Annotated in this window: 15 protein-coding genes and 1 pseudogene; 10 read left to right on the top strand and 6 right to left on the bottom strand. The window is 41.8% G+C overall.

Going from position 1 to position 20623, the window contains the following annotated elements; all coding sequences use genetic code 11:
- The first annotated feature begins 75 nt into the window (after positions 1-75).
- Positions 76-3471: a glycosyltransferase family 2 protein gene (locus NG78_RS02550; protein WP_004134660.1), complete on the top strand. Its 3396-nt coding sequence runs from the start codon at positions 76-78 to the stop codon at positions 3469-3471.
- On the top strand, positions 3458-5032 hold the full coding sequence (locus NG78_RS02555; RefSeq protein ID WP_004134658.1) for a DUF5719 family protein: 1575 nt from the start codon (positions 3458-3460) through the stop codon (positions 5030-5032). Before NG78_RS02550 ends, NG78_RS02555 begins: the two co-directional genes overlap by 14 nt.
- Positions 5033-5039: 7 nt before the next feature.
- Here the strand turns inward: NG78_RS02555 and NG78_RS02560 are convergent, their stop codons facing one another.
- On the bottom strand, positions 5040-5468 hold the full coding sequence (locus NG78_RS02560) for a metallopeptidase family protein (RefSeq protein ID WP_004128242.1): 429 nt from the start codon (positions 5466-5468) through the stop codon (positions 5040-5042).
- A gap of 120 nt (positions 5469-5588) precedes the next feature.
- On the opposite strand from NG78_RS02560, the gene NG78_RS02565 reads away from it, so the two are divergent.
- Entirely contained in the window at positions 5589-6410 is an 822-nt protein-coding gene (locus tag NG78_RS02565) for an HAD-IIB family hydrolase (protein WP_004134655.1), read from the top strand.
- 275 nt (positions 6411-6685) lie between these two features.
- Positions 6686-7405 (top strand): ComF family protein, encoded by a 720-nt coding sequence (locus NG78_RS02570; RefSeq protein WP_230454149.1) that lies wholly within the window; start codon positions 6686-6688, stop codon positions 7403-7405.
- Between the two features lie 14 nt (positions 7406-7419).
- On the opposite strand, the gene NG78_RS02575 is transcribed toward NG78_RS02570, so the two are convergent.
- The 3 genes from NG78_RS02575 to glgB all read right to left on the bottom strand — a co-directional run bounded on the left by NG78_RS02575 (position 7420) and on the right by glgB (position 11662).
- Complete coding sequence (locus NG78_RS02575) at positions 7420-8529, bottom strand: sensor histidine kinase (RefSeq protein ID WP_004134651.1); 1110 nt, start codon at positions 8527-8529, stop codon at positions 7420-7422.
- Between the two features lie 89 nt (positions 8530-8618).
- On the bottom strand, positions 8619-9371 hold the full coding sequence (locus NG78_RS02580; protein WP_004127943.1) for a response regulator transcription factor: 753 nt from the start codon (positions 9369-9371) through the stop codon (positions 8619-8621).
- A gap of 17 nt (positions 9372-9388) precedes the next feature.
- On the bottom strand, positions 9389-11662 hold the full coding sequence (gene glgB, locus NG78_RS02585; protein ID WP_004134649.1) for a 1,4-alpha-glucan branching protein GlgB: 2274 nt from the start codon (positions 11660-11662) through the stop codon (positions 9389-9391).
- A gap of 135 nt (positions 11663-11797) precedes the next feature.
- Here glgB and NG78_RS02590 point away from each other — a divergent pair, with 135 nt between their 5' ends.
- Positions 11798-12394 (top strand): CarD family transcriptional regulator, encoded by a 597-nt coding sequence (locus tag NG78_RS02590; RefSeq protein WP_180964326.1) that lies wholly within the window; start codon positions 11798-11800, stop codon positions 12392-12394.
- 150 nt (positions 12395-12544) lie between these two features.
- Here NG78_RS02590 and NG78_RS02595 read toward each other — a convergent pair whose 3' ends face one another.
- Positions 12545-13597, bottom strand: coding sequence for a metal ABC transporter solute-binding protein, Zn/Mn family (locus tag NG78_RS02595; protein WP_004134645.1), 1053 nt, complete (start codon positions 13595-13597; stop codon positions 12545-12547).
- A 123-nt stretch (positions 13598-13720) separates the two neighbouring features.
- Between NG78_RS02595 and NG78_RS02600 the strand changes: the two genes are divergently transcribed.
- The 5 genes from NG78_RS02600 (at position 13721) to uvrB (ending at position 19851) form a co-directional block, all read left to right on the top strand.
- Positions 13721-14602 carry a bifunctional methylenetetrahydrofolate dehydrogenase/methenyltetrahydrofolate cyclohydrolase gene (locus tag NG78_RS02600; RefSeq protein WP_004134643.1) on the top strand — a complete coding sequence of 294 codons (882 nt, stop codon included), beginning with the start codon at positions 13721-13723 and terminating at the stop codon, positions 14600-14602.
- 138 nt (positions 14603-14740) lie between these two features.
- Positions 14741-16240, top strand: coding sequence for a 30S ribosomal protein S1 (gene rpsA / locus NG78_RS02605; RefSeq protein ID WP_004134642.1), 1500 nt, complete (start codon positions 14741-14743; stop codon positions 16238-16240).
- 140 nt (positions 16241-16380) lie between these two features.
- On the top strand, positions 16381-16956 hold the full coding sequence (locus tag NG78_RS02610; RefSeq protein WP_004134633.1) for a TM2 domain-containing protein: 576 nt from the start codon (positions 16381-16383) through the stop codon (positions 16954-16956).
- A gap of 69 nt (positions 16957-17025) precedes the next feature.
- Positions 17026-17730, top strand: a complete 705-nt coding sequence (gene coaE / locus NG78_RS02615; RefSeq protein ID WP_004134630.1) for a dephospho-CoA kinase — start codon at positions 17026-17028, stop codon at positions 17728-17730.
- A 6-nt stretch (positions 17731-17736) separates the two neighbouring features.
- Positions 17737-19851, top strand: coding sequence for an excinuclease ABC subunit UvrB (uvrB, locus tag NG78_RS02620; RefSeq protein ID WP_004134628.1), 2115 nt, complete (start codon positions 17737-17739; stop codon positions 19849-19851).
- Between the two features lie 361 nt (positions 19852-20212).
- On the opposite strand, the pseudogene NG78_RS06160 reads toward uvrB, so the two are convergent.
- A pseudogene (locus tag NG78_RS06160) lies at positions 20213-20623 on the bottom strand (hypothetical protein); the annotation flags it as partial.

Here is a 20623-nt window from a genome sequence, read left to right as displayed (position 1 = left end):
TTTAACCTGCATATTGTGTCTATATATTTATGGCGTGTTTTGCTGGATACCTACCCCTTGCGTAAACTGGTAACTATGGATTTACTAACCGCTCATACATGTACATTTGAAGACGAAGTTTTGCGAGTTCTTTCTGCGGCAAAATCATCGCGTCCTACTGATGTAGATTCTTCAATAATGGCGATGATGTGTGTTGAGCGTGACACAAGATTTTATGAAGATACTTTAAAAGCTGTATTGAATCAGTCAGTTCTTCCAGGAACTCTTGTTATTGTTGATTGCGCTAGTAGAGTTAAGCAGGTTATGCAAACAACAATGGAAGTACAAATAGACTCAAACGTGCTTTCAGGAAATGTGCTTCCAAGTTCTAATAAATCTAATAAATATTTACTTGATCCTAATAGTAAATTCAAAGCCAATAATAGTGACGCTAAATATAGGGCAAATATTCAATACAATAACGATTTAGAATTAAAAACAGTTCGAGTAGTTATTATTCCTGTTTCAGCTGCCCACTCTTTTGGTGATGCTATTGAGAAATCATTGCGTAAGCTTATGCCATGCAAAGGGATTTCTGCATTGTGGCTTCTTCATGACGATTCTCGCCCGGCTGATTCCCACTGTTTAGAAGCTTTAAGAGAAACTTGGAGAAACAATCCTACTGCTTCTGTATTAGGTGCAAAACAGATTGATTGGCAAGGAAATATTCTTCACAATGTTGGAATGTATGCTTGGCATCACAGTGTTCATACTCTTACCGTTGACGGTGAGCCGGATCAAGAACAGTATGACGGTCGTGGAGATGTATACGCAGTATCTTTAGCTGGAGCTTTAGTTACATTGACCGCGTGGCAGACTTTGCGCGGTACGCAACCATGGATGACAACTTTTGGTGAATCTAGAGATTTTTGCCGTCGAGTATCTTTATCTGGAGGGCGAGTAGTTGTAGTTCCTTCTGCTCGTATTGCTCACAGACGAGCTCGTTTAGAAGGTTTGCGCACTCGCGGAGGCGAGGCTAGGACTGAAGAAAAGTCCGGGCTAAGACATGGCGTAGCGCCTTCACTTATTGCCAATCAGCGTTACAAATACACTGATGTCCGTATGATTTTATGGCCATTTATGTGGATTTTTAGCTTACCGATTGCGTTAGTTGGAGCTTTGCGCTCCTTGCTTGCTAAACATCCTTATGCTGCTTGGGTGCGTCTTATTTTGCCATGGCTTGCTCTTATTCAGTTACCGCGTGCCATGTTTGCTCGTAGGAGAGTAGCTCGAAACACTCGTGTTCCTCTTAAAAAACTTACGCAACTTATAGCAGACCGGCATCAGGTTGCACGATGGAAAGATCGTAGTGCAGCGTTCAAAGCTCAGCAGCATTGTGTGCTATTAAGTCCTTTAGCAAGACGTCATTTGCATGATCGTGTATTGAGACGTTGGAGTGCTGTTATTCTTGCGTCGCTTTTGCTTTTTGCAGTTATATTGCATTTATATGGTTCTCCTTGGCGTGAGATTCTAGGCGGAGCATCCTGGTATTCTCAGCAGTGGCTTCCTACAGGCGCTGATTTTAATCAATTATGGAATGCTGCAATTGGATCATGGGTTCCTGATGATGGTTTTGGTCCTGCTATTCCTCCTTCTCCGTGGCTTAGTATTTGGCTATTTTCTTCAGTATTAGTTGGCGGGAACACTTTACTTGCTATTACGCTAATGTTCTTCTTAGCTGCTCCAGCGATGTGCTTGAGCTTCTGGGCATTAGCAGGCGTGTTTACGCGTTCTGACACTGTGCGTGTTTGTTCTGGAATTTGCTGGACTATGATTGCAATGGCATTTGGTTTATTTGCTCGCGGCGATTTGCCAATGCTAATGACAATGGTATTTTTGCCTGCAGCATTTGCGTTTGCTTTCCACGCTGTTGGAATGTACGTAACAGAAGATCCTGTTCGTCCTGTGCCTTCTGTTCAATGCGCTGCATTTGCTGCACTAAGCTTTATGATTCCTGTTGCTGCAGAACCTCAACTTGTTTTGCCTCTTGTTGTTATTTTCATCGCGTCATTTATTATGGTGCGCTCGCATAGAATCATGTTTTTGCTTATGCCAATTCCGTCGATTATGATACTGCTTCCAACAATAGGCAGTGCTATTCGATACGGAGAATCTGGCATGTGGCGTCAATTGTTCTCTAGCATGTCTGTTCCGTTAAGGAGCGTACAGGGTGCTCCTCGTGCTCAAGGTTATGTTGATGTTCTTCTTCAAGCTTTCAATATGACTTCTGCGCATTTTGCTATTAACACTCCATTGCTTAGCTTGAGAACAATAATTATGTTGATTTTTGCTGTTCTTGCAGTATTTATGGCTGTTGCATCTTTGGTTCTTCCGTTTGCTTTGCGTGTTTCTAGAATGATGTGGGTTGTGATTATTAGCGGAATGGCCTTGTCTCTAGTTGCTGAGCGTATTGTTGTTGCGTCTGATATTAATGGCCCTGTTGCCGCAAGTGTTTTGCCAGGAGTTGCCTTATCTACTGTTGGTGTTTTGGCATGCATGTGTATGGTCGCCGGCCAAGCTGTTAGACGTTTTGAGCCTTTGCGCGCTTCTAAGAATAAAGATTATAAATCTACTGAAAAATATAAGACTCGTACGGATAGACGCGCCGCAATGCGCAGATCTGCACAGCGTTTTATACGTCACGTAATTCGTATTGCTCGTGCTGCTCTGGCAAGTGGAATGTTAGCTATGGCTGTTCTTTTGGGTCTTTTTACAGTATTAAGCGGTCCGGCAACATCAATCTCCGCAAGTAGTAATGGTTTGCCTATGGTTGTAACTGATTACTTGCGTAAGGATGATACTCATCGCATACTTGCTTTGCGTGCACAAGATAATCATGAGCTGTCTATTGCTGTTATGCGCACTTCTAGGGGAGATTCTATTGATCAATCTCCAGCTCTTCGTGTCCGACAAGTAATATTTGGCAATTCTCAAAGCAACAAAGCAATATCTCGTGCCGCAGCTCAACTGTTATCTCATGCAGATAATAGTGCAATTGAAACACTAAAGCAGTTAGGTATTGGCGGTATTTATATTGTTGGAGATTCTGGTAATCATAAAGTAATTTCAGAATCAAAAATGTCAATACAACAGTTGCTTCAGCCTTCTTCCAAGCCGCAGCCAAGCAAGGTAAATAAAGAAGCTACGGATAGTCTTATTGCGCATGTAAACGCATCTGAAAGCACGCAATTAGTAGTATCTATGCCTCAAGGAACTTATTGCAGGTTTGATGGCATGCCAGATTCTAAGTCGCTTTCAGAAACATCCCCATATTATCGTTCTAGGCCATTAACTTGGAGAATACCTTGGGTAGTGTCCACTGCAATCGTATTGCTAGTATACTGCTTGGTAGCTGTTCCTCGTTTTGGACGACATAATATGATTGAGCGCTCTGACGATTTGCATGAGGAGGAATTAGATGAGTTGGCGTAAAAATCCTCATGATAGTTCAAAACATGGTGAAGTGCCTGCACAATCAGAAATTAAGCAGCATAATAAAATGATTGGCGTTGCTGCTCTTGCAACATTTAGCGCAATATTTCTTTTAGTACTTGCTTGTGTTGTGGCGTTGTGTTGCACTATGCCTAATTTTGTAGATAATGCTAATGCTCCAACTAGTAGTGTTTCTCACAGTGTTGGTGTTAGCCGCTTGCAATCTGTATGTCCTATTAGATTATCGTTACCTGATTTGGCGCAATACGGAGATAGCCAATACAACGAATCAGAAGGAGACTTGCAATCTTCTGCTAGATACTCGACTTTTGGTGACGTGTATCGTGCTAGTGTGCACAATATTCGTGATACTAATGACGAATCGACTTTGTTAAGTAAAAAATTAAATAATGATGGAACTTCATCTCTTACTTATGATGGAGATGTAAATCACGATGCGCAAGTTTTAGAAGGGCGTTTATCTAACATTGCTTCTGGCACAGGAATAGCGGCATCAATGGCATCTTGGGCAACTAAAGGTGATGTTCGCGGATTGTCTGCAACAACTTGCTCTATTCCTACCATGAAACAGACTTTCTTGGTTCCAGAGTCAGGTGAAGGTGTTTCTATTCGTTTAGAGGCTTTTAATCCTGCTTCAAAACCAACAGTAGTGCGTGTGCGAGCGTGGTCTGCTAAGCGTGGAAGTAATCCTATTAATCTATCTACTGGAAGTGCTTTTACTGTTCCAGCTCACTCTCACGCATATTTTGATCTTTCTGCTGCAGCACCTAAATCTTCCGGATTGTACGCTCAAGTAGAAAGTGAGCAAACACCTATTGCTGCTTTTGTAAAAGTCGTTCATATGAGCGGTCTTACAGTAAAAGGTGTTGATATTATTCGAGCTTTAAGCGCTATGTCTTACGAAACTGTTTTGTCTGGAATTAATGAGTCAGAACAAGCAAAAGCATATGTGTGGCCAGATAAAGACGGTAAGGTAACTATTTCGTGGATGAATGATTCTGGAGCTCAAACAGTAAAAGATTTATCTGTAAAATCTCATAATTTGCAAGTTATTGATCTTGGAAAAGTTCCAGAAAAAGTTCATGCTTTAAGTATTACTGGTTCTGTTAAAACGTCTGCAATGATGTCTGTTTCCCGAGATGGTAAAGATGGACAGTCGGATATTGCTTTTATTAGTGCATCTCGTTCTCAAGGAATTAGCGCGATTGTTTCTCCTGTAAGCGCTGAAGAAACGACTTTATATATTGCTTCAACAAGTGATTCTGATTCTTCAGTATTCTTACAAGCAGTTGGTGCATCTGGAATGAAACGTGTTAGCGTTCCTGCGCATTCTGTAGTTACTGTTCCAGCATCAGACATATCTCATAATGCCGTAATGTTTACTGTTAAATCAAGCAAAAATATTTCTTTGTCTGCAAGAATTCGTAAAGATGATTTAGACAAAGCTGATGTTGCAGGTATTGCTTGGCTTGCTTCTCAATCATTGGAGCCGCAACAAGCTCAAGTGCATGTTAATAGCGACAATCATATTGTGCAATAAGCTATAATTATATTCCCCAATCAGGGTCAATTTCTTCTGGCCTGCGCCCATATAATTCAGCCAAACGTTGCACAAGCTCATCTCTAATAGCGTATTGAAGTTCTAGTCTGCTTGTTACATGAGTGCATAAAGGAAGACGATACAATACAATTCGAGCTTGCATTCCTCTACTTGCTGGGAATGCTTGAGACATAATTCGCCTATTGTGTTCCCACAGTATTGGTTGAGATGGTGGAACATCTTCTACAGCAAATTGAACATCTTTTGTAAGAGCCTTCCAAGCTCCATTAAGGCGTCGAATTTGTGCAGCCACCATGGAATCAAACATTGCGCTAGCAGTGCGGTATTGTGGAAGCCTAGTGCCAAAAATTGGTGCGCGCAAGCCTCGTCCGTGGCGGTTTCTATAGCGACGTTCCTCCCAAATTACACCTGTCATACTTACACTGTAGGTGAAGCCTAGGGCAATCTTAATTATTAATTTGATTTTTACGGTGTGTGCAATATAAGCACAATATGGGATACTGTTATATAGTCTTAAAAGTTAGGAGTAATCTGAATGCTTAAGCCAATAGTGCATGATTGCAATGAGCTAAATCTTGGCTTAAGTATTGCCCAATCTTCGCTTATTGGTTTTGATTTAGATAACACATTGGCTTGTTCTAAGAAACCTATGCTTGCCCCAATGGCAGAAACTTTTAGTAAAATTGTTGATTTAATTCCTGTTGCTATTATTACAGGAGGAAGATTATCTTTAGTTAAAAGTCAAATACTAGACATGGTTACTGAAGGAACTAATCTCGAAAATCTTCATATTATGCCTACTAATGGCACTAGCTATTACAGAATCGACAATAAACAGTCTTTGAAATGTGTTTATGAGCATAAAATTGAGCCGAATCAAGCAGAACATGTTATTTCTGTAATGCGGGAGTGTGCTGAAAGCATGGGGTTGTGGAAGACTTCTGGAGATTCAATGCTTTGGGGAGAGCAAATTGAAAATCGTGGTAGTCAAATAACTTTTTCTGCATTGGGTCAGCTTGCTCCAGTCGAATATAAGAAAGCGTGGGATCCAGAAGGAAAACTAAAAGCTCAGCTTGCTAAAAGAATTTCTCAATCGCTTCCAAATTTTGCGGTTCGTCAAGGAGGAGATACGAGCGTAGACGTGTATAGGCGAGGCGATGATAAAGCTCAAGCATTACTCACATTAGCTAAATATTGTGATCTTTCTATTGAAAAAATTACTTTTATTGGAGATCATATGGAACCTGGCGGTAACGATTATCCAACCGCTTTTACCGGAGCTTTAGCCGTGCGCGTTAAAAATCCTGAAGATACTTTAACTCTTTGCACTAAAGTTCTTAATTACTTAAGTGCTTAGGTTTAAATATTTAATAAATAGCTTTTAACCACAATGGTATTTTTTATTTTTATAGTTAACTAATTCTAATTTATGCTTACATTATGGCTGGGAGACGCAATGAAATAAGCCACAATAAGATGCAGAATAAAAGCGTGGCATGCAATAGGGGAGTTGCATGTCACGCATCTGCGTTTTTGTGCAAAAATTGCAATAGCACATCTTGCAATAATAATGCTGGCGAAAAAGGATATTCTTCAATTAGCTGGCTAAATTTAATAATTATTTTGTATAATATGATACTTCCAAGAGGATGTGCCGGTTGCGATACTCCTGATTTAGTATTGTGCGAAAATTGCGTTGAAGCTTTTCAACATAATAAGCGCGCTCAATTTAATTCCATGACTTTTGGTTATCGTTATTCTTGCGGAGATTATTCGGGTGTTGTTAGACACGCAATATTGCAGTGGAAAGATCATGCAGATACAGCATGTGACAAAATATTCGGCTTATTTATTGCAAATCTAGTATTAAAAGTTTTTAGAAATAATATTAAAAACAACTCTTCAAAAAATAGTTTTAATAGTAATGGGCCAATATTGGTAGTTCCTATGCCGTCTTCATCTTCGTCTACAAGGCGTCGCGGACGTCGTCACATTATTCCAATTGCTAATATTGTTGCCAAAAAATTGTGTAATGAAGGTATTGAAGCTAAGGTTGCGAATATTGTTCGCATGAATTCAAGCATTAGTTCAAAATCAGTTCAAACTGGCGGATCCAGGGGGAGGTCTAAAAGAGCTTCGCATGCCTTTTGCGTTAATTATCGCAAGCTAAAAAAGCAATCAAATAATCGCAATTTAAAGCATGAGGCGATTATTATAGACGATATTGTTACAACTGGTTCTACAATGAGCAGCTGCGTTTATGCATTGCAGAAAGCTAAAGTAAGCGTTATATCTGGATTTTCCTTAGCGTGCGTTAGTAGCTTTGGGGATGGCACAGAAGACTATAAATAGCTGATTTCTTTGAATTATTGCGCTTTATTGTAGTTTAGAGGAAGCGTTATTTCGAAATTAGGGCCGCGCTTGTCATCTACTACTTTCACAGTGCCATTATGTAGTCCAGCTGCCCAACGAGCAATTGACAAGCCTAATCCAGTTCCGCCAGACTCAGTGCCAATTCTTTTATTTCCCTTAACAAATCTACGGAAAATATCAGCTCGAGCTTCCATAGGAATTTGATTACCAAAATTAACTACGTTGCTTACAACAGTATTTTGCAGATGGTTAATATGAGCGCTGATTAGCACACGAGTTCCGTCATTTGAATGTTTAAGCGCGTTGGAAATAACATTAGTAAACAATTGTGAAAGACGGTCTTGGTCTCCTGTTAATTCAATACCATTTTCAATCTGAACGCTAATTTCATGATTATGACCAGCATCAGCTATTTCAAGAGGCTCAATAATTTCATCAATAAAATCTGCAAAATTAAATGACGTAATATTAAGGCTTTCAGCCCCAGCTTCAACTCTAGATAAGTCAAGAAGAAAAGCAATAAGATCCGATAATCTGTGTGTTTGGTTCAAAATAGCTTCCATATTGGACTCAGTAGGCTCAACAACACCATCTGCAAGGTTTTCAAGCATTGCTTGCAAAGCAGATACTGGAGTGCGCAACTCATGACTTACGTTTGCTATAAGTTCGCGTCTCATTTGATCAGCATGCTCAAGTTCCTCAGCCATTTCGTTAAAAGCGAGTGTAAGTTTACCAACTTCGTCGCGTCGATTTTCTACAGCAACTCTTACGGAATAATCACCGTCTGCCATTGCCTCTGAAGCGTCTTTCATTTGACGAAGAGGAGCAGTAAGTCCTCTTGAAAAAACGTAAGTGATTCCCAATGCAACAACTAATGTTAATGGCATAGCAATCCAGCCGTTTAAGCCTGTTTTTAGCAAAAACCATGCCATTACGAATGCAATAGCAGTTGCGAACACAATAATCGCAGAAAGCTCAATTTTTAGAGATGAAAAAAATCCAACTGGACGATTTGGGTAACGGTGCTCTTGCTTATTTTGATTTGATATATTGCTAGATTTTTCCTCGTTAGAAGTATTTTTCTTAAATATATGTTTTTTCATAATAGTTAATTAATTTTAGATTTTGCACTAATAATTTATATAAAATTACACAATAATTATGTAAAAAGTGGTGTTATATTAGATAATTTTTATGAAGCTTGTGATTGAAGCACCTGCTCATAATCATTCATAGGTGGTTCAAAAGCGTAACCTATACCGTGAACTGTGCGAATCCACTCTGAACCAATCTTATGGCGAAGTGACTTAATGTGAGAATCAACAGTTCTTGTGCCGGAAGCGTCTGGCCAATCCCATACTTGTTCTAGTAGTTCTTCGCGCTTAAAAACATTATGTGGATGTCTTGCAAAAGTCGCAAGTAAATCAAATTCAGTAGGAGTAAAATGCACTTCCTCATCGTTTAGCATTACTTGACGTTGACGAGGTTTAATAACAAGCGCTCCAAAATTAAGAGTTCGCTCATTTTCCATAGTTTTTGCTATTTGAGCAGCTCTTTCTACTCGGCGAAGCAATGCTGCACAGCGAGCAATTAATTCGCGAGGAGAAAAAGGCTTAGTCATATAATCGTCAGCGCCAGCGCTTAATCCAACTATTTTATCTGCTTCCGCATCTCTAGCAGTAAGCATAAGAATTGGAACGGGTCTTTTTGCAATAATCCTACGTGTAGCCTCAATGCCATCCATTATTGGAAGCATAATATCCATGATTATAAGATCAGGTTTAAGTTGTTCTGCTGCTCTAACAGCAGATGCTCCATCAGCAGCAACTCTAGCTCTCCAGCCTTGAGCAGTAATGCGTTGTGCAATTGCTGTAGCAAGATCTGGCTCATCTTCAACCACAAGAATGGTACGAAGCGTGTTGCTAACTGATGGAGCATTTAGCATATTTTTTAATAAACCTTTCAGTGTTGTACTGGCTTTAAGAATACCGCACCTAACGCTGGAACAGTAATTCTTGCTGAGTACGGGCGAGAATGATATTCTTCAGCAGCTGCAGTAAACGTGCCATTGTGAATATCGGAACCGCAATACTTTGCGTCATCAGTTGTGAGTATCTCTTCCCACTGGCCACCCTTTGGCAACGCAACTTGATAGTCTTGCCAAGCTTGACCAGAGAAGTTTACTACTACAACAATTTCTTCGCCGTCATCGCCAATACGCATGTAGCTTAATGTGTTGTGGTCGGAATCATCACTTGTAAGCCACTGGAAACCATCAGGTGTAAAGTCTTGGCTCCAGAAAGCTCTAGAGCTCTTGTACAGGGCGTTCAAATCTGCAACAAGCTTTTGCACTCCTTGATGGAATGGCCACTGCAATTCATTCCAGTTAAGAGAAGTATTGAAGTTCCATTCGCTTGACTGTCCAATTTCTCCGCCCATAAACAGCAAGTTCTTGCCTGGGTGAGACCACTGGTATGCAAGCAAAGCACGCAAGCCTGCGAACTGTTGCCATTCATCGCCTGGCATCTTTCCAATCAACGAACCTTTGCCATATACGACTTCATCGTGGCTTAATGGCAACACGTAATGCTCAGAATACGCGTAAACCATAGAGAATGTAATCTCATTGTGATGCCAACGACGGTTAATTGGCTCTTCCTTAAGGTATTGCAATGTGTCGTGCATCCAACCCATGTTCCACTTCAAGCCGAAGCCTAAACCGCCCATATCGGTTGGTGCTGTTACGCCCTGATAAGCAGTAGATTCCTCAGCAATCATCATGATGCCAGGATTATTCTTGTAAGCAGTAGCGTTTGCTTCCTTAATAAAATCAATAGCTTCAAGGTTTTCTCGTCCGCCGTAAATATTTGGCCTCCACTGACCATTTTCGCGGCTGTAATCCAAGTAAAGCATGGAAGACACTGCATCGACGCGCAGTGCGTCAACGTGGTACTCATCCAACCAGAAGCAAGCATTAGCAACAAGGAAGTTACGAACTTCGTGGCGACCAAAGTTGAAGATATAAGTACCCCAATCAGGATGTTCGCCGCGCATAGGATCAGGATCTTCGTAAAGCGCTGTGCCATCGAAGCGTCCAAGAGCGAAGTCGTCCTTAGGGAAGTGGGCAGGAACCCAATCCATAATGACGCCAATTCCTGCTTTGTGGAGCTTATCCACAAGGTACTTAAAGTCATCAGGGGAGCCGAGTCGAGAATCTACAGCATAGTAGCCTGTAACCTGATAGCCCCAAGATCCAGAGAATGGATACTGGGTAAGAGGCATAAACTCAACGTGAGTAAAGCCTTCTTTTTGCACGTAGTCAACCAAGTGGTCAGCAAGCTCGCGATAATTACCTAAATCGCGATTCCAGCTGTTAGCTTGTACTTCGTAAATACTTATTGGACCATTGTGTGCGTCGGTTTTTGCACGCTTATCCATCCAATCGGTATCATGCCACTTAAATTCAGAATCTACAACAATGGATCCAGTGTTTGGTGGAACTTCGTGAGAGCGTTCCATTGGATCGGCCTTCATAATCCAGTTGCCAGACTGCGTAAGAATCTCATACTTGTATACTTCGCCAGCAGTGACACCTGGAATGAAAAGTTCCCAAATTCCGGAAGATCCAAGCGAGCGCATTGCGTGACGTCGACCATTCCAGTAATTAAAGTTTCCAACAACTCGAACTGCACGAGCATTTGGTGCCCAAACAGAAAAAGCGGTGCCGGTTACTTTCTTTACCATCTTGCCTGTTTCAGGAGAAACTAGACCCCAAGAATCGGTAATAGTCTTAACATGTGCGCCTAAGGCTTCCCAAAGACGTTCATGACGACCTTCGCCGAATAGGTACATATCAAGATCGCCAACTTGAGGCAAATAGCGATACGGGTCATCGTCTGTTGATTCAGAACCGTCAATTTCTACAGTATGAATGCGGTAGCTTGGCACGGACCAAGTCTTAGCTTTAGCATGCTTTACTGCAGGAATAACAGCGGTAAAAATGCCATTATATTCATGTTTAGCTTCGTATTCTCCACTCTTGGTGAGAATTACTACTTTCTTTGCCATTGGGCGTAAAACGCGGACGGTTACAGTGTCAGCACCCTTGTCAGTTCCAAGGTGGCCGCCGAGAACCTCATGTGGATTGTAATACTCTGCATTGCTCACCGCAGCTAATACGTCCTGACGGACTGGGACTGCGACTGCATCTTCATTGATGTTAGTAACTGTACTCATGTTGACTATCATACATGGTTTATTGCTATAAGTCGCGTGTGTTTCGCAGTATTGTGAAAAATTTATGAAAGTTTTTTCAAGTCTTGCCCTTATGGGAAACTGTTATGAGTTTTTCTGTGCGTACGGAGGGTTCTGTTGGAATATCAAGTCGGCGATATGGTCGTCTATCCTCGTCACGGTGCAGCTCGTGTTGAAGAAATAAGTGAGCGCACTGTAAAAGGTGTAACTCGTCAATATCTGCGCTTAGTAGTGTTGTCGTCAGATGGTTTGGAAATTAACGTACCGGTAGACAATGTTAAAAAAGTAGGCGTACGTGACATTGTTGGGGCTCAAGAAGTAGCAAAAGTTTTTGAAATTTTGCGCACGCCAATTATTGAAAAAGAAATGAATTGGTCTAGGCGCTACAAGCTTAATGTAGAGAAGATTGCCACCGGCGATGTGAACAATATTGCTGAAGTTGTGCGTGATTTATCTCAACGCGATGTAGACGAGCATGGCCTGTCTGCTGGCGAAAAGCGTATGCTTTCACGCGCTCGCAGTATTCTAATTTCTGAAATTGCTTTGTCTGAAAAGATTGATGAATTGGAAGCTGAGCGTCTTCTTGATGTAAATCTTGGCTACAAAGACCCTCAGGAAGGCGATGATAAGCATCATACTTGCGCGCCTGATGAGCCTGCATCTCAGACTTTATTTCTTTTAGAAGAGCGTAATAAAAAAGCAAAAAAGAAGTAAGTCTAAATTTTTAATTAGTTAATTAGTTAATTTAATAATGTAACTGTTTTACAAATTAAATTAATTGTTAGATTTAAGCAATAAAAAAAAATCTCTTGCATCAAACGGTGCAAGAGATTTTTATTATAGCGATCGAAGCTTTGTTACTATTTACTTGCCTGGATCTTGCTGACCCTGATTTGAATTCTTAGGATCAGTATTCTTGGCTATAGTTGGCTTCTTAGTAATAGGTTTCTTTGGTGTATCTTGATCATCAATATTCTTACGCATATCTTTTGTGGCGTTAAGAGCGTTTTGAAGATCATCGCAAATCTTCAAAATCCACTGATCTAGCTGATTTGCATACTTAGGCATAAGCTCGCTTACGCGTACTGTCGAAGTGTAGCTTCTGCCAGCAGTACCATTTAGAAGATTAAGAACATCGTTACCTTGCTGGCTGTCGCTAATAAGAACATCAATCTTACGATCTTCAATAAGCTTTTGGAACTCTTCTACACTTGAACGCTGTGGATCATTGTTATTGCTTATAGCGTCAGAATATTCCTTAGGAGCTGCATCCTTTACATTCATGTCTGCCATAAGCCAGAACAGAATTGGCGAGGTAGAAGCATATTTTGCATCGCTATGATTTTTAGCAAAATCACTAATAGAACTTGTTAATTTCTTTTCGCTATTTTGCCATTCAGATAGTCGCTGAGCAAAATCATGCTTCTTAGCTGGAAGAACCTTTGAGAAAGTATCAGCCATTGATGAAGCCATAGCTTCTCTTGCATCGTGAGAGAACCACAAGTACGGATTATCTCCATTTAATGCACCAACTGTTGCAGCTGCACTAATAGTTTCAGCCTTTTTTGGATGCACTTTAGAAGCCCAATCGTCATATCCTGCGCCGTTTGTAATTAATACTTGTGCATCCTGCATATTTTCCAAGTCTTTTGGTTTAGGCTTAAAAGATGAGATATCAGTATTTGCGCCAGCCATTATCGATTCGACTTTAACGTCTTTACCACCGATTTCTTTAGCCAAGCTGCCCCAAGTATCTACAGTAGATACAACAGTTATTTGTGTTGCTGTTTTAGGTTTTTCTTTTGGTTTTTCTACCTGCTGACCGCATGCCGAAAATCCAAGAAGTACTGCAGATGCAATAAGGCATGTTGAAACGGTTTTGCCAAATTTTTTTGCCGCGCAAATAATGGTACGCATCACTGTGGCTCCTTCTTTGATAATAGTGCGTCGGCGCACATTAGTTTTGCTTGTCGACTAATACACTTCTATACCTCACGATAGCCTATCCTTACGAATTGTGCGAGTTGGGAGGCATATTTTATGGTTATTGTTCTTGATGGTAAGGCACTTGCTGGCAAAATTAAGGAAGATTTGTCTGCACGCGTTGCGCTATTGCGTAAAAATGGTATTGAACCTGGATTAGGTACTTTACTTGTTGGAAATGATCCAGGATCATTAAAGTATGTTGCTGGAAAACACAAAGATTGCGAAGAAGTTGGGATTCGTTCAATCAGATGTGATTTGCCAGAAGATGCCAGCGAAAATGACATTCTTAAAGCAGTTGAGCAATTGAACAATGACCCTCTTTGCACAGGTTTTATTGTACAATTGCCGCTTCCTAAAGGCGTTGATTCTAAAAAAATTATTTCCGCAATCAATCCTAAAAAAGATTGTGATGGAATGCATCCTTATAATCTAGGCGAGCTTGTGATGCATATTTCTGGAGATATTACAACGCCTTTGCCTTGTACTCCTCGTGGAATTTTAGCTTTGTTAGACGAGTATGGAATTAATCTTTCTGGTAAAAACGTTTGTGTTCTCGGTCGAGGAATTACAGTTGGCAGAACAATTGGTCTTTTGCTCACAAGAAGGGGAGTAGACGCGACTGTTACACTATGCCACACTCGTACTAAAAATTTGCAGGAAATTATGCGTGGATCTGACGTAATTATTGCTGCAATGGGCTGTGCTGGTTTTGTTAAGCCAGAAGATATTAAACCTGGCGCCGTTCTAGTTGATGTTGGTGTATCTCGCATATTTGACGAGGAAGCAGGAAGATATCGTATAAAAGGCGATGTTGATGTTGCTTGCCGTGAGATTGCTGGAGCATATTCTCCAAATCCTGGTGGAGTAGGCCCTATGACACGCGCTATGCTTCTTGCGAATGTTGTTGATATGGCTGAAAGAAAGCTTCAAAATTAATATTTCGACACTCCCGGACTAAAACGGTAATTTTGGCTAGGCCTGCCTATAAACTAGCTCTTTGTGTGCGTAGTATCGCGCATAACTATAACTAAATATCGAGTAATATCCACCCCAAGAAGAAACCACTAATAAATAATGGCAGAGAATAATAACGAAGTCGCCAAGGTTGCGATTAATGATATTGGCACCGAAGAAGACTTCATCAAAGCAGTCGATTCAACCATCAAGAATTTTGATGATGGTGATTTAGTTGAAGGTACCGTCGTAAAGATTGATCACGACGAAGTATTGTTGGATATCGGCTACAAAACTGAAGGTGTAATTCCTTCCCGTGAACTTTCCATCAAGAAAGACGTTGATCCAGATGATGTCGTTGAAGTTGGCGACACCATTGAAGCCCTTGTTGTTACTAAGGAAGACAAGGAAGGACGTCTTATTCTCTCCAAGAAGCGTGCACAGTATGAGCGTGCTTGGGGTGACATCGAGAAGATTAAGGATGCAGACGGCATCGTTGAAGGTACCGTTATTGAAGCTGTTAAGGGCGGCTTGATTGTTGATATCGGTCTTCGCGGCTTCTTGCCAGCTTCCTTGGTTGAGATGCGTCGCGTGCGCGATCTTTCTCCATACATTGGTCAGAAGATTAAGGCTAAGATTCTCGAGCTCGATAAGAACCGCAACAATGTTGTGCTTTCCCGTCGCCAGTTCCTTGAGGAAACCCAGTCCGAAGTTCGCGAGACCTTCCTCTCGCAGCTTAAGAAGGGTCAGATTCGCGAAGGCGTTGTGTCTTCTATCGTAAACTTCGGCGCATTTGTTGACCTCGGCGGTGTTGACGGCCTCATTCACGTGTCTGAGCTTTCTTGGAAGCACATCGATCACCCATCTGAGGTTGTTAAGGTTGGCGATAAGGTTACCGTTGAAGTTCTCGACGTTGATCTCGATCGCGAACGTATTTCCCTTTCCCTTAAGGCAACTCAGGAAGATCCATGGCAGCGCTTCGCTCGCACCCATGTTCCTGGACAGGTTGTTAAGGGCAAGGTCACAAAGATTGTTCAGTTCGGCGTGTTCATTTCCGTTGAAGATGGCATTGAGGGCTTGGTTCACATTTCTGAGCTTGCAAACCGTCACGTAGAGAACCCAGAAACTGTTGTTAAGGCTAACGAAGAAGTATTCGTTAAGGTTATTGACGTAGATCTCGACCGTCGCCGCATTTCCCTCTCCTTGAAGCAGGCAAATGAGGCTGTTGATCCAGCTTCTGAGGAGTTTGATCCAGCTCTCTACGGCATGCCAGCTGAGTACGATGCTGAAGGTAACTACAAGTACCCAGAAGGCTTCGATCCAAACACTAATGAGTGGATGGCTGGCTACGAGCAGCAGCGTGAAGAGTGGGAAGCTCAGTATGCTGCAGCTCACGAGCTTTGGGAAGAGCACAAGGCATTTGCTGCTAAGGAACTCGCGGCTGCTGCTGAATCTGCAGCTGCTGACGGTCAGCAGGAAGCTGAAAAGAAGCCAGCTAAGGAAGAGAAGAAGGAAGAAGTTGCTTCCAACTATTCTTCTGAGGCTTCTAACGAAGGTGCTTTAGCTGATTCCGATCAGCTCGCAGCTTTGCGCGAACAGCTTTTGAGCGAAAAGAAGTAGTTTCTACTAAAAGCTTATAAACAAGATGCCCTGGTGAGTAATCATCGGGGCATCTTTTAATATCTTTAGTAATAACCCTTTGATTTATTAATTTTTTATTATATAGTTTTTAAGAAAATAAATTTCTTACGAGAGAAAGTGTGATTATTGTGAGTGATTTAGATAATCAAACTGGAGATTACTCCGGCTCTGACGGACAGGCTCAGTACGGACAGCCACAGTACAATGATCAGTCCCAGCAGTATAACCAGGCTCAGCCACAATATAACAACCAATCCCAGTATGGTGCTCAGCCTCAGTACAATGCTCAGCCACAGTATGGTCAGACTCAGTATGATCAGAATTCATATGCTCAGCCTCAATACAATGCTCAGCCGCAATATGGTCAGTACTCTCAGTCTGCTCCTCAGTACAATCAAGCATCTTCCTACTCTAACTATGGGTCTAATAATTATTCATCAAACGCATACAGAAGCTCTCGTAACAAGATTGCTGCAGGCCTGTTAGCCATTTTCTTGGGCGCTTTGGGTGTGCACAATTTCTATCTTGGTTTTAAAGGAAAGGCGATTGCACAGCTGCTTATTTCTATTCTTTCTTTCGGCTTGCTGGCTTTTGTTTCTGGAATTTGGGCATTTATTGAAGGAATTTGCATTCTTTGCTCTCAGCCTGGTTCTAAGTGGCATAAGGATGCCGATGGAGCTGAACTTCAAGACTAATTTTACAATTATTATTTAGCGTATAATGCCCCTGTAATTAGTTACTGGGGCATTACTTATAATTTATATATGACAATAATGCGTATTGCGGTAACGGGCGGAATTGCTGCCGGAAAATCTACAGTAGTAAACCATTTGCATTCGCTTGGCGCTTTTGTTATAGATTACGATGTTTTAGCGCGTAAAGTAGTGGAACCGGGAAGTGCAGTATTGAGGCAAATCGTAGGAATTTTTGGGGAAAATTCTGTTTTGGAAGACGGTTCTTTAAATCGCGCGTTTATTGCTGAGCATATTTTTGGTGACGACGATGAGCATAAGCAAGCATTAAGTAAGATTGAATCTATAATTCACCCGGCTATTTACAATCTTGCGAAGCTTTTAGAAAGCGAATATAAAAGCGAGTATGTTAGTAAAATTTCTAAAGAAAGTTGCTGTGAAAGCGCAGATTTAAGATCAGTTATTGTGCACGATATTCCACTTCTTGCGCAAGTAATTGACAGCATTCCATTCAGTTTCGACCATATTATTACCGTTGAAGCGCCTAAAGAAATTCGCGTTAAGCGAATGATAAGCGAGCGGAACATGACGGAGAGTCAAGCTTTAGCGCGCATAAATAGTCAGCTTCCTAGCAAAATGCGAAAAAATATCGCAGATTTTGTAGTTGATTCCACTACACCAATGGAATCGATGCTTAACAGTGTTGACAATACGCTAAAATCATGGTTGTGTGACGCAAACAATAAAAGCGCTGAAATGGCGAAATTGGGGGAGTAAAAGATTATGTCGAATAAAATTCATCGCACAAACAAGCCTTTTGTAGTAAAAGCGCCATACAAGCCTTCAGGAGACCAGCCGCAAGCAATAGAAGAGCTGGCAAATCGCATTGAAAACGGCGAAAATGACGTTGTTTTAATGGGTGCTACGGGAACTGGTAAAACTGCTACAACTGCTTGGCTTATTGAGCGTTTGCAAAGGCCTACCCTTATTATTGAGCCGAATAAAACTTTGGCAGCTCAGCTTTGTGCAGAGTTTCGAGAGCTTATGCCAGATAATGCTGTGAGCTATTTTGTGTCTTACTACGATTACTATCAGCCGGAAGCGTATATTCCACAAACAGACACGTATATTGAAAAAGACTCGAATATTAACGACGATGTTGAGCGTCTTCGTCACGCAGCTACAGCAAATTTACTTACTCGACGGGATTGCGTTGTTGTGGCTACTGTTTCTTGCATTTACGGCCTTGGTACTCCAGAGGAGTATGCAGAGCGAATGCTTATGCTAAGCGTTGGCCAGCAGCTTGAGCGAGACGATTTATTACGCCAATTTGTGAGCATGCAATACAAGCGCAACGATATTGCGTTTACGCGCGGAACTTTTAGAGTTCGCGGTGACACTGTTGAGATTATTCCAGTGTACGAAGAATTAGCTGTGAGAATTGAGTTCTTTGGTGACGAAATCGACAGAATTACAATGTTGCATCCGCTTACGGGGGAAGTAATTCGCCAGGAGAGTAGCGTTCATATTTTCCCAGCATCTCACTATATTGCAGGACCTGAGCGCATGGAGCGCGCGTTAGAGGCGATTGAAAAAGAGCGTGACGAAAGGGTAGCGCAGCTTAAAAAGCAGAATAAATTGCTGGAAGCTCAGCGTTTGGAAATGCGAACTACGTATGATTTGGAGATGCTTCGCCAGGTTGGAGTGTGCCCAGGAGTTGAGAATTATTCGAGGCATTTTGACGGACGTGCGGCTGGCACGCCTCCGCATACTTTGCTTGACTTTTTCCCAGATGACTTTTTGCTTGTTTTAGACGAGTCGCACGTAACCGTGCCGCAAATCGGAGCTATGTATGAGGGAGATGCTTCGCGCAAAAGAACGCTTGTAGAACATGGCTTTAGGCTGCCTTCGGCAATGGATAATCGCCCGTTAAAGTGGAACGAATTTTTGGAACACGTTGGTCAAACTGTGTATCTTTCTGCAACGCCTGGAGATTACGAGTTGGGGCTTTCGGATGGCGTAGTTGAGCAGATTATTCGCCCAACTGGCTTGCTGGACCCTAAGATTGAGGTTCGGCCCGTGGAAGGCCAGGTTGACGATTTGCTTGCGGAAATCAAGGCTAGAGTTGCAAAAGATGAGCGCGTGCTTGTTACTACGCTTACAAAGAAAATGGCAGAAGACTTAACTGATTACTTCCTTGAGCTTGGAATTAAAGTTGAGTACTTGCATTCGGATGTTGATACTTTGCGCAGAGTGGAGCTTTTGCGCGAGCTTCGCGAAGGCAAAATTGATGTGATTATTGGCATTAATTTGCTTCGTGAGGGTTTGGATTTGCCGGAAGTTTCGCTTGTTGCGATTTTGGATGCAGATAAGGAAGGCTTCTTAAGATCTTACCGTTCGCTTATTCAGACGATTGGCCGCGCTGCTCGTAACGTTTCGGGAACTGTGCTTATGTATGCGGATACTGTTACGGATGCTATGAGCAAGGCGATTAGCGAGACGGAGCGCCGCCGCGAAAAGCAAATCGCATATAACAAGGCTCATGGAATTGATCCTAAGCCTTTGCGAAAGAAGATTAGTGATGTTAACGACATGCTTGCTAAAGAGGATGTTGATACGCAAACTTTGCTTGCAGGCGGTTACAGGAATGCTAATAAGGCTGGGAATTCGCATTATGGCGTGCCAAAAGAGCCGAATCTTGGGCAGCAAAGCAAAGAAAAGCGTATGGCGAATGTTTCTGAGTTGCCGCAAGACGACATTATGTCGCTTATTAAAAATTTGAGTGAGCAGATGCATGTTGCTGCAGAGCAGTTGCAATTCGAGCTTGCAGCGCGTTTGCGCGACGAAATCCGCGATCTAAAGAAAGAGCTGCGTCAAATGGATGCGGCTAATAAGTGAAGCTAATAGAGGAAACATGTCGACGGTGTAGGGTCGAGTGCACAGGATGTTAACGTTAAAAGGTGCACACACCTTGCACTCATCCTGCACCCAGCTGTTTATGCGCGGAAATGTGGTTTAAGAGCAATTTTTATATTGCAGTTTTGTCAAAAATTGTTTTTATTGATTTTATTATCGTTTATTTGAATATATTCAAAGATGGTTTTTCTTAAATAAGATATGTTTTGAATCACAATACAAGAGTTTGTATGTGTAAGTGAGCAGTGATATAGAAAAAGGAGCTGGGTTTGTGGCTCAGCTCCTTTTTCTAATTATTTTCAATTATTAGTTTACTTTTGTTTAATTTTGTAGGTGAACTTTTTTACTCGCGATTCTTCTTGCGAGAGAAGAATGCTGCTGCAGCTCCCAGTACACCAATCATTGCGCTGATCAATCCTACTCGTTCCACTTCAGCACCAGTCTTTACTAATTGGGACGAATGCTTTGCAGGAACCTTGTTGCCGGACTTAGTAGACGCGTTAGAACCTGAAGCACCAGTGGATGCGTTACCAGCATTGCTGTTTCCAGCATTACCGGTTTCAGCGTTACCAGCGTTGTTAGCATTGTCAGCGCTACTTGATTCGTTGGTGCTATTTTGAGCGCCGGAATCTGTAGAGCTGCTGCCACCAGTAGTAGATCCGCTAGTTGAACCACCATTGTTAGGCGTGGAGTCGTTACCCGAATCAGATCCAGAACCGGAATCAGAACCTGTTCCAGAACCAGAATTTCCGCC

The sequence above is a fragment of the Gardnerella greenwoodii 00703Dmash genome (genome assembly GCF_000263635.1).
Lineage (GTDB): Bacteria > Actinomycetota > Actinomycetes > Actinomycetales > Bifidobacteriaceae > Bifidobacterium > Bifidobacterium greenwoodii.
Note: the sequence above shows the minus strand (reverse complement) of the source record. Positions and strands in the feature narration are given on the sequence as shown.